This is a genomic window from Spirillospora sp. NPDC047418, assembly GCF_040643275.1.
GTDB lineage: Bacteria > Actinomycetota > Actinomycetes > Streptosporangiales > Streptosporangiaceae > Spirillospora.
Window position 1 is genome coordinate 15731 of sequence record NZ_JBEYTW010000059.1, and the last position, 14522, is coordinate 30252.

The 14522-nt window shown below is 73.1% G+C and carries 12 protein-coding genes; 9 read left to right on the plus strand and 3 right to left on the minus strand.

The window, feature by feature from the left end; genetic code table 11:
- Positions 1-269: 269 nt before the first annotated feature.
- From ABZ806_RS29685 to ABZ806_RS29710, 6 genes are all read left to right on the plus strand, one after another.
- On the plus strand, positions 270-908 hold the full coding sequence (locus tag ABZ806_RS29685; RefSeq protein ID WP_500220717.1) for a hypothetical protein: 639 nt from the start codon (positions 270-272) through the stop codon (positions 906-908).
- Positions 909-985: 77 nt separating this feature from the next.
- A complete protein-coding gene (locus ABZ806_RS29690) occupies positions 986-2362 on the plus strand; it encodes an MFS transporter (protein WP_500220718.1) in 1377 nt (458 codons plus the stop codon).
- Between the two features lie 489 nt (positions 2363-2851).
- A complete protein-coding gene (locus ABZ806_RS29695; RefSeq protein ID WP_500220719.1) occupies positions 2852-4294 on the plus strand; it encodes a family 2B encapsulin nanocompartment shell protein in 1443 nt (480 codons plus the stop codon).
- The gene (locus tag ABZ806_RS29700; protein ID WP_500220720.1) at positions 4291-5676 is read left to right on the plus strand and encodes a family 2B encapsulin nanocompartment shell protein; all 1386 of its coding nucleotides are present in this window, start codon (positions 4291-4293) and stop codon (positions 5674-5676) included. Before ABZ806_RS29695 ends, ABZ806_RS29700 begins: the two co-directional genes overlap by 4 nt.
- Positions 5677-5707: 31 nt before the next feature.
- Positions 5708-6775 carry a family 2 encapsulin nanocompartment cargo protein polyprenyl transferase gene (locus ABZ806_RS29705; RefSeq protein ID WP_500220721.1) on the plus strand — a complete coding sequence of 356 codons (1068 nt, stop codon included), beginning with the start codon at positions 5708-5710 and terminating at the stop codon, positions 6773-6775.
- A gap of 18 nt (positions 6776-6793) precedes the next feature.
- Positions 6794-8422, plus strand: a complete 1629-nt coding sequence (locus ABZ806_RS29710) for a serine/threonine-protein kinase (RefSeq protein ID WP_500220722.1) — start codon at positions 6794-6796, stop codon at positions 8420-8422.
- Positions 8423-8453: 31 nt separating this feature from the next.
- On the opposite strand, the gene ABZ806_RS29715 is transcribed toward ABZ806_RS29710, so the two are convergent.
- Positions 8454-9632, minus strand: a complete 1179-nt coding sequence (locus tag ABZ806_RS29715) for an ABC transporter substrate-binding protein (RefSeq protein WP_500220723.1) — start codon at positions 9630-9632, stop codon at positions 8454-8456.
- A 328-nt stretch (positions 9633-9960) separates the two neighbouring features.
- Here ABZ806_RS29715 and ABZ806_RS29720 point away from each other — a divergent pair, with 328 nt between their 5' ends.
- The 3 genes from ABZ806_RS29720 to ABZ806_RS29730 are packed head-to-tail and all read left to right on the plus strand — an operon-like array spanning position 9961 to position 13339.
- On the plus strand, positions 9961-12348 hold the full coding sequence (locus ABZ806_RS29720; protein ID WP_500220724.1) for a sensor histidine kinase: 2388 nt from the start codon (positions 9961-9963) through the stop codon (positions 12346-12348).
- Positions 12349-12354: 6 nt separating this feature from the next.
- Entirely contained in the window at positions 12355-12732 is a 378-nt protein-coding gene (locus ABZ806_RS29725) for a DUF742 domain-containing protein (protein WP_500220725.1), read from the plus strand.
- Positions 12713-13339, plus strand: coding sequence for a GTP-binding protein (locus ABZ806_RS29730; protein ID WP_500220726.1), 627 nt, complete (start codon positions 12713-12715; stop codon positions 13337-13339). Before ABZ806_RS29725 ends, ABZ806_RS29730 begins: the two co-directional genes overlap by 20 nt.
- A gap of 72 nt (positions 13340-13411) precedes the next feature.
- Here the strand turns inward: ABZ806_RS29730 and ABZ806_RS29735 are convergent, their stop codons facing one another.
- Together ABZ806_RS29735 and ABZ806_RS29740 are read right to left on the minus strand one after the other, a co-directional pair.
- Positions 13412-13690, minus strand: coding sequence for a zinc ribbon domain-containing protein (locus ABZ806_RS29735; protein ID WP_500220727.1), 279 nt, complete (start codon positions 13688-13690; stop codon positions 13412-13414).
- A complete protein-coding gene (locus ABZ806_RS29740; RefSeq protein WP_500220728.1) occupies positions 13687-14505 on the minus strand; it encodes an RNA-guided endonuclease InsQ/TnpB family protein in 819 nt (272 codons plus the stop codon). Before ABZ806_RS29740 ends, ABZ806_RS29735 begins: the two co-directional genes overlap by 4 nt.
- Positions 14506-14522 lie beyond the last annotated feature (17 nt).

Below are 14522 nucleotides of genomic sequence, written 5' to 3' on the forward strand. Positions count from 1 at the left end.
GGCGTGACCAGGTGTTCGCATCCCGGTCGGGACGGCGCCGCCGTCGACGGGACGGAAGTCACGTACAGTTAGCGTTTGGCGGCCTTCGCGGCGGTGAACATCCGCGGGAGGCACGTCGAGAGGACCAGGGCGGCGCGCCGTGCGGCGCGGGCCCCGACCGTCCCGGCCGTGGAGCCCGGCGGTGTGCCCCCTAGCAGCGGTGTCGCGGCGATGGAACATCGCGCCGTGCGCCGGTCGTTGCCCACCCGAACCGATGGAGGAGTCACGGAGTGAGGATCCCGAAGCGCGTCAACGCCGTTCTGGACTGGGTGGAACAGCACTTTGTCGCGCTGGCCGCAGTCTTCGCGCTGCTCGTGGTCGCGCTGGTGGCCCTGCTGGCGCCGGCGGCGGTCGGCTTCCCGGTCGCCGGTTTCGTCCTCGGCACGGCGGCGGGCGGGTTCCTGGTGCACATGCGGCTGAGCCGGCGCATCGCGCGGGCCCGCTCGGACGTCGACAACCTGCTCCGGGAGAACGGCGCGCTGCGGCACCGCAACACCGTCCTCGCCAGCGGCGTCATCACGCGCGAGTCGCAGGAGACGCAGGCGCTCGTGTCCATCCCCGAGGACGACCTCCTGCTGGACGACCTGCGCGCCGACCCGCAGGGCACCGTCACCCTCGACGAACTCCTCGAAGGAGACCCCACGAGGACCGACGAGCTGCCCGGCGAGGCGTCCGGCGGCCTGTCCGGCGAGGGGCCGACGTCCGGCCTGCCCGAGCTCCCCGGCGACGACCCGCAGCGGACCGCCGTCCTCACCCCGCCGCCGGACGAACCCGCCGGCGACGACGGCGCGGACGACGAGGACACCGCCCGGACCCACCGCCCCGCGAAGCCGAAGAACACCGCGAAGAAGAAGACCCGCAAGAACTGACCCGCGCCCGCCCCGGTGGCGCGATCATGGCGCTGGTCGCGGCGTTAGCTTTGCCGATCATCGGGCAGATGTAGCGCGTGAAAGACGACCCGGAGCGCACCGACGACGGTGCAAGCCTGCCGGCCGACCGGGGCGGTGCCGCCGGCGTCCACAAGGCCGTGATCGCGTCCGCCATCGGGAACTGCGTCGAGTGGTTCGACTTCGGCGTGTTCAGCGCGGGGATCATGACCGCGATCATCGGCACGGTGTTCTTCCCGGAGGGCGCCGGCGGCAGCGCGTCGCTGCGCTCGTTCGCGCTGATCGCGGCGGCGTTCCTCGCCCGCCCGTTCGGCGGGCTGTTCTTCGGCCCGCTCGGCGACAGGCTGGGCCGCAAGCGGGTGCTGGCGGTCACGATCATCATGATGTCGGGCTCGACGTTCCTGATCGGGGTCCTGCCCACCTACGGCACGATCGGGATCGCCGCGCCGCTGCTGCTGCTCGCCGTCCGGCTGGTGCAGGGCTTCTCGACGGGCGGCGAGTACGGCGGCGCCGCCACGGTGATCGCCGAGTACGCGCCGACGCACCGGCGCGGGTTCTTCGGCAGCTTCCTGGAGCTCGGCACGCTGTCCGGCTACATCCTCGGCGCGGGCCTCGTCCTGGTCATGGACCTGGCGCTCAGCGACAGCGCGATGAACAGCTGGGGCTGGCGCATCCCCTTCCTGCTCGCGCTGCCGCTCGGGTTCGTCGGCCTGTACGTCCGGACGCGCATCGAGGACACCCCGGCGTTCCGGGAGCTGGAGCGGGCGGGCAAGAAGGCGGCGTCGCCGCTGAAGGAGACGCTGCGGCACTACTGGCGCGTCATCCTGATGCTGATCGGCATCGTGTTCCTGCTGAACGTCGCGGACTACACGCTGCTGACGTTCATGCCGTCCTACCTCGTCGACTTCCTGCACAAGGACGACGAGACGGCGCAGCTCATCACCATCGTCATCGAGGCGCTGATGATCCTGGTGATCGTGCCGATCGGGTCCCTGTCGGACCGGATCGGCCGGAAGCCGCTGCTGCTCACCGCCGCGATCGGCTACATCTTCCTGTCCTGGCCGGCGTTCGCGCTCATCCAGACCAACAACATCGTCGGTGTCGGGCTCGGCTACGGGATCGTCGGCGGGCTGCTGGTGCTGATCCTCGCGGTGATCGCGGCCACGTTCCCGGCGATGTTCCCGACGCAGGTGCGGTACGGGGCGTTCGCGATCGGCTACAACATCTCGACGTCGCTGTTCGGCGGGACGGCGGCCGTGCTGGTCGGGTCGCTGATCGACGTGACGGGGTCCAACTACATCCCGGCGTACTACCTGATGCTCGCCGCGCTGGTGGCGCTGTACCCGATCATCAAGATCCCGGAGACGGCGGGGGTCCCGATCGAGGAGGCCGGAACCAAACTCGCCCCGGAACCGGCGGGTTCCGGGGCGAGATGACCGGCCGCCGCGCCAGGCCGCCGCGAGCGGCGGCGGCGCGCATGCCTCAGCTGGAGCGGCCGAACCGCCGGCGGGCCCAGCCCGCCAGCGAACCCGCGATCACCAGTGCGGCGCCGGTCTCGATGGCCAGTGCGGTCCAAACTGCGGTCACTGGGAGCCTCCCCTCCGGTCTGGTCGGGCCTGCCTTCACCCGGCCCGAGCGTCTCTAAGTGCAACACCAGAGTGAGGTAGGTCTTTCCTTGCCTTGACCGTCCACGGCAGTGATCTGCCTCACGCCAGCCCCTCGCTGACCTGCGGAGAAACCTCGCCGCCGCCCGCCAGCGCGACGTCGAGCACCGCGCATGGCGGGGCATGACGGCGCATAGCGGGGCAGTGGCGCGGGGGTGCGACTTGTGTGGCGCCGCGGCCAAGCACAGGTGGAGGCAATGCCCCATTGTGATCGAGCGATTACGGTCTGTAGCGTCTCCGTTGGCCGGAGACGGCTTGCTCATGGCGGACCTTCGACGAATCGGTGGTGTGGACGTGACGGAACAGCAGCAGCAGTTGAGCCTCGGTACCGCGGCGGCACGGAACCTGGCGACCACGACCAAGTCCGTCCCGCAGATGCAGGGGATCACCTCCCGGTGGCTGCTCAAGCTGCTGCCCTGGGTCCAGGCGGCCGGCGGCGCCTACCGGGTCAACCGGCGGCTCACCTACACGCTCGGCGACGGGCGGGTGACGTTCGTCCAGACCGGCGCCGACATCCGGGTCATCCCGCGCGAGCTGGGCGAGCTGCCGCCGCTGCGCGGCTACGACGACGACCTCACGCTCGACGCCATCGCCGGGCGGTTCACCCAGCAGGAGTTCGAGCCCGGTCAGGTCGTCGTCGAGCGGGGGCACCCCGTCGACCGGGTCATCCTCGTCGCGCACGGCAAGCTCAACCGGATCGGCGCCGGCGAGTACGGCACCGACGCCGTCCTCGGGACGCTCGCCGACGGCGACTTCTTCGGCGAGGACTCCCTCCTCGGGACGGAGGAGGGCGAGGAGCCGCAGCAGTGGGAGAGCACGGTCAAGGCCGTCACCGCCTGCACGGTCCTCAGCATGAGCCAGGCCGACTTCCAGGAGACGCTCGGCCAGTCCGCCTCCCTCCAGACCCACCTGGACGAGTACAGGGCGAGCCCGGCGAAGGCGCACAACGCGCATGGTGAGGCGGCCATCGAGGTGGCGTCCGGCCACGACGGCGAACCGGTCCTGCCGGGGACGTTCGTCGACTACGAGGGCTCACCGCGCGAGTACGAGCTGAGCGTCGCGCAGACCGTCCTGCGCGTCCACACCCGCGTCGCCGACCTCTACAACGAGCCGATGGACCAGGTCGAGCAGCAGTTGCGGCTGACCATCGAGGCGCTGCGCGAGCGCCAGGAGAACGAGCTGATCAACAACCGCGACTTCGGCCTGCTGCACAACGCCGACCTGTCGCAGCGCATCCACACCCGCTCCGGCCCGCCCACCCCCGACGACATGGACGACCTGCTCACCCTCGTGTGGAAGGAGCCCGCGTTCTTCCTCGCGCACCCGAAGGCGATCGCCGCGTTCGGCCGCGAGTGCAGCGCGCGCGGCGTCTACCCGGGCAGCGCCGACGTCGGCGGCCACAAGGTCCCCGCCTGGCGCGGCGTGCCGATCTTCCCCTGCAACAAGATCCCGGTGAGCAAGACCAAGACCAGCTCGATCCTGCTGATGCGGACCGGCGAGGAGACGCAGGGCGTCGTCGGCCTGCACCAGGTCGGGCTGCCGGACGAGTACCAGCCGGGGCTGTCGGTCCGGTACATGGGGATCGACGAGAAGGCGCTCATCAACTACCTGGTCAGCGCCTACTACTCGGCCGCCGTCCTCGTCCCGGACGCGCTCGGCATGCTGGAGTCGGTCGAGATCGCGCACGGCGGTGCCGGCGCGTGACCTCGCCCACCGAAGAGCGGGGGCGGTCGGCCCTCGCCACCGCCGCCGCGCGCAATCTCGCGACGACGACCAAGTCCGTCCCGCAGATGCGCGGCATCACCCCGCGGTGGCTGCTGCGGCTGCTGCCGTGGGTGCGGGCGGACGCGGGCACCTACCGGGTGAACCGGCGGCTCACCTACCGGCTCGGCGACGGCCTCGTGACGTTCGTCAACGACGGCGCCGACATCCGGGTGGTCCCGCCCGAGCTGGCCGAGCTGCCCCCGCTGGACGGCCTGGACGATCCGGCGCTCCTGGACGCCCTCGCCGCCCGGTTCGCCCAGCGCGAGTACGCGCCGGGGGAGACGATCGCGGAGGCCGGCCGCCCCCTCGACGGCGTCCACCTGGTCGCGCACGGCAAGGTCGCCGAGACCGCGCCGGGGGAGTACGGCGCCGAGGCCCGGGTCGGCATCCTCGCCGACGGCCGGTTCTTCGGCGACCGCGCCCTCCTCGGCACGGCCGAGGTCTGGCCGCACACGTTCCGCGCGCTGACCCCGACGATCGTCCTGACGCTGCCCCGGGAGGCGGTCGAGGAGCTGACCGACCGGTCCGAGACGCTCCGCACCCACCTGGAGGAGTACCGGGACGCCCCGCCGCCGCCGCGGACGAGGCACGGCGAGGCGCCGATCGAGGTGGCGTCCGGGCACGACGGCGAACCCGTCCTGCCCGCCACGTTCGCCGACTACGAGGCCGCGCCGCGCGAGTACGGGCTGAGCGTCGCCCAGACGCTCCTGCGCGTCCACACGCGGGTCGCCGACCTCTACAGCGAGCCGATGGACCAGGTCGAGCAGCAGTTGCGGCTGACGATCGAGGCGCTGCGCGAGCGCCAGGAGCGCGAGCTGGTCAACAACCGCGACTTCGGCCTGCTGCACAACGCCGACCTGCGGCAGCGGATCCAGACGAGCGGCGGCCCGCCGACCCCCGCCGACCTGGACGAGCTGCTGTCGCGGCGGCGCAAGACCCGGTTCCTCCTCGCGCACCCGAAGACGATCGCCGCGTTCGGCCGCGAATGCACCCGGCGCGGGGTGTACCCGGACGGCGTGGAGGTCGAGGGACGCCGCGTCCAGGCGTGGCGCGGCGTCCCCATGTACCCGTGCGACAAGATCCCGGTCACCCCGTCCGGGACCAGTTCGATCCTCGCGCTGCGCACCGGCGAGGACGACCAGGGCGTCATCGGCCTGCACCGGACCGGGCTGCCCGACGAGGTGCGGCCGGGCCTGTCGGTCCGGTTCACCGGCATCGACGAGCAGGCGCTGCTGACCTACCAGGTCAGCGCGTACTACTCGGCCGCCGTGCTGGTCCCGGACGCGCTCGGCGTCCTGGAGAACGTCGAGATCGCCCGCTGAGCCGCCGAGCCAGCTGAGGAAGGGGAGGGCCATGCCCGCCTGGAAGGACGACCCCGCCGTCGTGGCCTGCGACCACCGGCCGGACCAGCGCGCCCGGTCGGCGGACGGCATCCTCGGCTGGAGCCGGCGGCTGCTCGACCCCGCCCTGCGGGACGCGGTCGAGGCCATGCCCGGCGAGGCCGCCCGCATCGCCGCCTACCACTTCGGGTGGCGGGACGAGCGGGGCCGCCCGGCCGACGGCCCGGCGGGCAAGGCGATCCGCCCCGCACTCGCGCTGCTGGCCGCGGAGGCGGCCGGCGGGACGGCCACCGCCGCCCTGCCGGCCGCCGTCGCGGTCGAACTGACGCACAACTTCTCCCTGCTGCACGACGACGTCATGGACGGCGACCCCACCCGCCGGCACCGCCCGACCGCCTGGACGGTCTTCGGGACGAACGCCGCGATCCTCACCGGGGACGCCCTCCTCGCCGCCGCCTACGAGGCGCTCGCCGAGGACGGCTCCCCGGCCGTCGCGCACGGCGTCCGCGTCCTCGCCCGCGCCGTCCTCGACTTGGTCGAAGGGCAGTGCGCCGACCTCGCCTTCGAGGACCGCGACGACGTGGCGCTCGACGAGTGCCTCGCCATGGCGGGCCGCAAGACCGGCGCGCTGATGGGCGCGTCCTGCGCCCTCGGCGCCCTCTACGGCGGCGCCGCCACCGCCGAGGTCGAGAGCATGCGGGCCTTCGGGCAGTGCTTCGGCCTCGCCTTCCAGCTCGCCGACGACCTGCTCGGCATCTGGGGCGACCCCGCCGTCACCGGCAAACCCGTCCACTCCGACCTGCACAACCGCAAGAAGTCCCTGCCGGTCGTCGCCGCGCTGACCTCCGGCGCGCCCGCCGCCGCCGAACTGGCCGGCCTCTACTTCCGGGACGCGCCGCTGACCGCCGCCGAGACCGCGCGCGCCGCCGCTCTCATCGAGAGCACCGGCGCCCGGGACTGGGCCACCGGTCACGCCGGCCGGCTGCTCGCCGAGGCCCGCGCGCACCTCGCCGGCGCGGCCGCCGCCCCGGCCGCGGAACTCCTCACGCTCGTCCGGCTATCCACCCAACGCGATCATTGACAGCCCTAGACTGCTCGCGTGCAGTCCCTTGAACCGTCCGACCCACGGCAGCTCGGTGCCTACCGGATCACCGCGCGGATCGGCGAGGGCGGCCAGGGCACCGTGTACCTCGGGACCGGCGGCGACGGCGCCCGAGTCGCGGTGAAGCTGTTCCACGCGCAGCTGAGCGGCGACCTCGGCGCGCTCAGCAGCGACGACATGTTCGTCCGCGAACTCGGGGCGGCCCAGCGGGTCGCGCGGTTCTGCACCGCGCAGGTGCTCGACTCGGGCACGGCCGGGACCCGCCGCTACATCGTCAGCGAGTTCATCGACGGACCGCCGCTCAGCCAGGTCGTCACCGAGCAGGGCCCCCGCTCGGGCAGCGCCCTCGACCGGCTCGCGATCGCGACCGCCACGGCCCTGGTCGCCCTGCACGACGCAGGCATCGTGCACCGCGACTTCAAACCGCACAACGTGCTGATCGGCACGGACGGGCCGCGCGTCATCGACTTCGGTATCTCCCGCGCGCTGTCCGGCGCGCAGACGATGGTCAGCCGCGCCATCGGCACGCCCGCCTACATGGCGCCCGAGCAGCTCGAACCGGGGGAGCTCACCCCCGCCGCCGACGTCTTCGCGTGGGCGTCCACGATGGTGTTCGCCGCGACCGGCCGCGCGCCGTTCGGCAACGAGACCGTCCCCGTCGTCTTCAACCGGATCGCGAACCACGAACCGGACCTCGCCGGGGTGGAGGAGCCGCTGCGCGCCCTCCTCACCGAGTGCTTCGCGAAGGACCCGGCCCGCCGCCCGTCCGCCCAGGACATCCTGAACCGCCTGGTCCGCCCCGCCCACACCGCACCCGCACCCGCGATGCCCGCGCCGCCTCCGCCGCCCGGCGCCATGCTCCCGCCCCTCCCCGCGTCCGCCCTGCTGCCCCCGGCCCCGCCGGACGCGCCCGCCACCCCACCGGCCGCCGAGAACACCGCCCGCACCCCGCCCCCCGCACCGGTATCGACACGCCCGCCCCCGGTCGCCCCGGCCCATCCCGCGTTCCAGGCTCCGTCCGGCTTCGGGACGGCGGACGGGGCGACCGCGCCGCACGGGTCGGGCGGCGGCCGGACGAAGGTGGTGCTGGCCGGTGCGGGCGCTGCGGTGGCGGCCGTCGTCGCGGTCGTCTTCGGCGTCGCCTGGTTGTCCGGCGACGAGCCCGCCGAACGCGATGACCGCGTGGTGACGCAGGGCTCGACCGGTCCGGCGGTCTCGCCGTCCGGCCCGGCGGCCGCGGCGGGGCCCGACGCGGGCACTCGGTCGGCGAGCCCGAGCACGAGCCCCACACCGTCCCCGTCGCGGTCCGCCGGAGCGCGGCCGTCCGCACAGTCGCCGGGCCCGCAGCGAACCCCTTCCGCCCCGGCGGCCCCCGCGAAACTCGTCCGCGTCGAACTCGGGCAGGCGCACCTCAGCGATTACTGCAAGAAGCTCGGCTGGGAGTGGGAGGAGTACCGGACGACGCCGAGCCCCGGAGGGTACTGCGTCAGGCGGAAGACCGAGGCGATGAAGCTGTCGCCGGCCCAGCTCGACGCCGGATGCCAGTGGCGGTACGACGACCGCCGCGCACGCCACTACTTCAAGGGGTCGACGGTCTACTGCTACACGATGAAGCCCGCGTCCTGACCGCTCCCGTGACCGCTCCCGCCGTCCATGCCTAGCCCTTGATCTGGGTCCAGGCCTGGGCCCAGCGGGTGTAGTCGATGCACGTGCTGCCCCGGTCGTCGCCGCAGTCCTTCACGGGGGTCTTCCAGAAGGCCAGGCGCTTGTAGAACTCGGGGTCGCCCACGTGGTACGTCGAGCAGAAGCCCTTCGCGGTGTAGGCGCACGCCTTGGGGTTGGCGGGGGCCTCGCCGAACCACTGCGCGACCTCGGCCTGCACCTTGGGTTCCGTGATCCAGTTCATCCACTTGTACATGCAGGTCGGGTGCTGGGCCTTCGAGGAGATCATCCAGGTGTCGGACCAGCCGGTGGCGCCCTCGGACGGGATGGTGGTCGCGACGGGCGCCTTGTCGGCCAGGGCCAGGTTCGCGGTCACCTGCCACGCGGTGCCCGCGTAGTTGTAGCCGCTCTTGAACGACTGGAGTTCGTCCAGGTAGTTCGCCCAGTACTGGTTGACGTTCGGGCGCTGCTGCTTGAGCAGGCCGACCGCCGCCTGGAACTGCTCCTCGTCCAGTTCGTACACGTCGGTGATGCCCAGGTCGGGACGGTGGGCCTTGAGGTAGAGGGCCGCGTCCGCGATGTAGATGGGGGAGTCGTAGGCGACGACGTGCCCGGCGGCCGGGGTGTCCTTGTCCCACACGACGCTCCACGAGGTCGGACGTTGCGGGATCTTGTCCGTACGGTACATGAGCATGTTGGCGCCGTAGCCGTGCGGGACGCCGTACATCCGGCCGTCGACGGAGTTGTACGGCTGGTTCTTCAGGTACTTGGCGATGTCGCCGTAGTTGCCGAGCAGGCCCGTGTTGACCGGCGCGACCAACCCGCCGTAGATGAGCCGCAGGCTCGCGTCGCCGGACGCCGACACGCCGTCGTACCGGCCGGTCTCCATCAGCGCGACCATCGAGTCGGACGTGTCGGCGACCTTGGTGTGCACCTTGCAGCCGGTCGCCTTCGTGAACGGGGTGACCCAGTCGACCTTCCGGTCGCTGGAGCCGTCCTCGGCGTAGCCCGTCCAGGCGACGAGGTCGAGCCGCCCCTCCGGGGTGCCGAGCTCCTGCATGGCGGGGATGTCGGGCGGTGCGGCGGCGGAGGCGGAGTCGCCGCTGCATCCGGCGGTCAGCGCCGCGGCCGTGGACAGCGCGCCCGCCGCGAGCACCACCCTGGACCTGCGCATGCGGACGGTCGACCTGGCGTCTTTCGTCGCTTGGGGAGAACGAGCCATCACGCTGAGGCATCGTAGGGGTATTTTCGTCCGTCCGTGCATACAAAACGTGATGATCCGGAAACTGTCGACACACGGCGGCGGACGGTCTTAGGCTCTCCTACCGTTCCCGGCGACCTGTCCTCCACGGCGGTCACCTCCGTCCCGCCAGCCGTCCGCACGAGTGAAAGTTCTAGCCGCAGTGCCAATTCGAGGCCGCACCACCACGGACTCAGCCGCCGGCCACCGGCGGGCTCCCAAGGCGGCGCGATTCCGCTCCATCCGCTTCAAGGTCGTCCTCATGGTCACCGTCTCGGTGGTCTCGCTCGGCGTGCTGTGGGCGTTCGCCGCGAGCATCGCGCTCGGTGAGGGGCTCAACCTCCGGCACGTCAAGACCGTCCAGGACCACTACGGGTACCCGTCCGGCGCGCTCGGCAGCGCGCTGCAGGCGGAGCGGCGGCTGTCGATGGTCTACCTCGGCGGCCGCGCCGAGGGCGACCGGGCGGCGATGGAGTCGGGGCGGCTGGTCACCGACCGGCAGGCCGACCTGTTCCGCCGGCTCGCCGGGGACGCGGCCGCCCGCGGCGCCGCGCCCGCGAACACCCGCGGGATCGCCGCCAAGATCATCACCGAGCTGGACGGGCTGGCCGGCCGCCGCCGCGCCATCGACACCGGCGCCGTCGACCGGGACCGCGCGTTCGCCGACTACACCGCGCTGCTCGACGACGTCGGCGCGCTGCAGGGCTCCCTCGCCACGCTCGACAACTCCGAGGTCGCCAAGGACGCCCGCAACGAGGCGTCGCTGACCCGCGCCCGCGAAGTCCTCGCCCAGGAGGACGCGCTGCTCGCCGGCGCGCTCGCCGCCGGGCGGATGACCGGCGGCGAGCACGCCCGGTTCGTCAAGCTCGTCGGGACGCAGCGCGCCCTCTACGGGTACGCGGCGGCCGAGCTGCGCTCCGCCGACCAGGCGTACTACCGGCGCGTCGTCGCGATGCCCGAGTACGGCCGGCTCCGCACGCTGGAGGACCGGTTCGTCGGGTCCACCCGGTACGTCAAGCAGGGCGCCGGGAACGGCGGGGTGCTGTGGAAGACGACCGCCGACTCCAATCTGACCCGGCTGCGCGGCCTCGAACTCGCCGTGTCCGAGGGCGCGGAGAAGCGCGCCGAGCCGATCGCGGACGGCATCATCACCCGCGTCGTCCTCGCGGGCGCGCTCGGGCTCGTCGCCGTCATCGCCTCGCTCGTCCTCGCGGTCTGGGTGGCCCGGTCCGTCGTCCGGGAGCTGGCCCGGCTGCGCCGCGAGGCGCTCGACCTGGCCGACGTCCGGCTGCCCGGGGTGATCCGCCGGCTGCGCCGCGGCGAGGAGGTCGACGTGGCCGCCGAGGCGCCGCCGCTGGCGTTCGGCACCCGCGAGATCGACCAGGTCGGGGACGCCTTCAACGCCGCCCGGCGCACCGCGATCCAGGGCGCGGTCGAGGAGGCGACGCTGCGCCGCAACGTCAGCGACGTGTTCGTCAACCTCGCGCGCCGCAGCCAGACGCTGCTGCACCGCCAGCTCAAGCTGCTGGACGCGATGGAGCGGCGCATCGAGACCCCCGACGACCTGGAGGACCTGTTCCGGGTCGACCACCTCGCCACCCGCATGCGCCGGCACGCCGAGGGCCTGATCATCCTGTCCGGGCAGGCGCCCGGCCGCGGCTGGCGCAGCCCCGTCGCGATCGTCGACGTCGCCCGCGCCGCCGCGTCCGAGGTCGAGGACTACACCCGGGTCAACGTCGCGCCGATGTCGCGCGCCGCGATCGTCGGGCCCGCCGTCGCCGACGTCATCCACCTGCTCGCCGAGCTGATCGAGAACGCCACCGCGTTCTCGCCGCCGCACACCACCGTCCAGGTGCAGGGGCAGGCCGTCGCGCACGGCTTCACGCTGGAGGTCGAGGACCGCGGCCTGTCCATGGACGAGCCGAGCCTCGCCGCCGCCAACGAGCGGCTCGCCACCGCCGCCGAGTTCGACCTGTCCGACAGCGCCCAGCTCGGCCTGTTCGTCGTCGGGCGGCTCGCCCGCCGGCACGGCGTCAAGGTCACGCTGCGGACGTCCCCGTACGGCGGCATGACCGCGATCGTGCTGCTGCCGGAGGGCCTCGTCGTGCCGGACGAGGGCGACACCGCGCCGGGCACGCCCGCCCTCACCACCCGCCGCGCGGAGGACGCGCTCGTCCCCGTCGGCTCGGTCGTCGCCGGCGGCCCCCCGGACCGGGGCGGGTCGGTGCTGCGGCTCCCGCCGGGCCGGCACGCCGCCTCCGCCGCGGCGCCGTCGCCGTGGGGGGACCCGACGCCCGCCGCGTCCGAGCCCGCGCCGTCGCCCTGGGGCGACCCGCCCGCCGCACCCGCGACGCCCGCTGCACCCGCGACGCCCGCCGCACCCGCGACGCCGGGCGTGCCGCGGTCGCCGCGCGAGGTCCGGCGCCGTCCCGCGAGCGGGTCCGGGACGGGCGGGCGGCCGGCGCTGCCGAAGCGCGTCCGGCAGGAGAACATGGCCGCCCAGCTGCGCGAGGACCCCACCGTCACCGCGCCGCCGCCCGCCGCGCCACGCCCGGGACGGTCGCCCGAGGAGCTGCGGTCGATGATGTCGTCCATCCAGCAGGGCACCCGGCGCGGCCGCGCCGAGGCCCTCGACAACGAGGAATCGTGACGGGCCATGACCGGTCCTGGCAGCGAATGGCTCGATGACGAGGCCGGCCCGATCGTCCGGTCGTACGCGCTCACCCGGGGCCGCGCGCGGCCCGCGGCCGGCGAGGGCTTCGACATGATCACGATAGTGTCGACCGCGGCCCGGCCCCGGTCCGGCTCGCCCGGCATCGGCCCCGAGCACCTCGACATCCTGGAGATGTGCGTGCAGCCGCAGCCGGTGGCCGAGATCGCGGCGCGGCTGCGGCTGCCGCTGGTCGTCGTGCGCGTTCTGCTCGGCGACCTGCTGCACCACCGGCTCATCACCGCCACCCGCCCCCAACAGGAGAGCCCGCTCTCCAAGGAACGTCTGCTGAGAGAAGTGCTCCATGGCCTCCAAGCCCTCTGAGAACGCGGGCCCCGGCGAGGGCGCCGCCCCGGCGGTCCCGGTCGCGGTGAAGATCCTCGTCGCCGGCGGGTTCGGGGTCGGCAAGACCACGCTGGTCGGCGCGGTCAGCGAGATCCGCCCCCTGCAGACCGAGGAGCTGCTCACCGACCGGAGCCTCGGCGTCGACGACACCGAGGGCGTCGAGCAGAAGAGCACCACCACGGTCGCGATGGACTTCGGCCGCATCACGATCCGGGACGGCCTCGTCCTGTACCTGTTCGGCACGCCCGGCCAGGACCGCTTCTGGTTCATGTGGGACGAGCTGTCCTACGGCGCGCTCGGCGCCGTCGTCCTCGCCGACACCCGCAGGCTCGCCGACTGCTTCCCCGCCGTCGACTACTTCGAGAACCGCGGGCTGCCGTTCGTCGTCGGCGTGAACCGCTTCGACGACGGCTACGACTACACGCCGGAGGAGATCCAGGAGGCGCTCGACCTCCGCGCCGGCATCCCGGTCGTGCTCTGCGACGTCCGCGAACGGGACTCCGGCAAGGAGGTGCTGACGACGCTGGTGCGGCACCTCCTCGCGGTCCATCAGGCGCAGCACCCGGCTGGCGCCCCCACGGGCTGATCTTGCCGCGCGGTAGGCTTCCGGCGACTTGACGTCCTCCCCCGTCTGAAGGCGAGGGATTCCAACCGTCCCCTACGCAGGGAGGGGAGCAGGTTGGGGTTCGCGGTTCTCCGGCCCGCCCAGCGGCGTGCCTCCCCGTGCGGCCACCGTGCCTCCCACGGCGGTGTCTTTGATGTTGCGTGCGGCGTTGACGTCGGCGTTGGCCCGGTGCCCGCAGGCGACGCATCGGAACACCGCTTGGCTCTCGCGGTTGCCGGGTGCGCGGTGCCCGCAGGCGTTGCAGGTCTGGGAGGTGTACGCCGGGTCGACCTTGACGACCCGTCCGGGTGCCTTGTGCTCCAGTCGGGTCACGAGTTGTCCCCACCCGTTGGCCAGGATGCCCCGGTTGAGCCCGGCCTTCTGCCGGACGTTGACGCCGGGGGCGGCGACAGTGCCGCCAGGTCCGTCGAGGTCTTCTCCACCCAGTCCTTGCGGCGGTCGGCCTGGCGCGCTTTGAGCCGGGCGATGGCGGCCTTGACGCGGGCGCGGCGGTTCGACCCCCGGCGCGCGCGGGCCAGACTTCGCCGCAACCGCTTCAGGCGCTCGGCCTCACCCGGCGTCAGGCCCGGCACAGTGGAGGTGTGGCCGGTGGACAGCGCCGCGGACACCGCAACACCCCGGTCCACCCCGGACGGGACCGGGCGGGACCAGCGGAACCGCACCCACCCCACCTTGGGCACCCGCACCTCACCGGTGCGGCGCGACAACCGCCGCACCTCCCAGGCCCGGCCACAGACCCCGACGACCCGGAACCCCTCATGCACCCCGGCCTTGCGCCAGGTGGGGCGCCGATGCGTACCGGCGAAGAAGTTCGCCAATGCCTGCGCGAAATCCCTGAGCGCCTGCTGCTGCACCGTCTGCGAACCGGCCGCCAGCCAAGCGAACTCCGCGCGGGCCTCAGTGAGCTGGCGGGCCTGCGCGGCATACCGCGGCGCGGGACCGCGCCGCAGTGTCCACCAGGCATGTTGTTCAACGGCCAGGTTCCACACGTACCGGGCATGCGAGCAGTGTTCCAACAGCCCCGCCTCTTGGGCAGGGGTAGGGCACAGCCGGTACCGGGACACGCCCCGCAACGTACCGACCGCCACCGACAAAACCCGAAGGGTCACCGTGCCGTACTGTGCCACGCTTCCTCCCCGCCTTG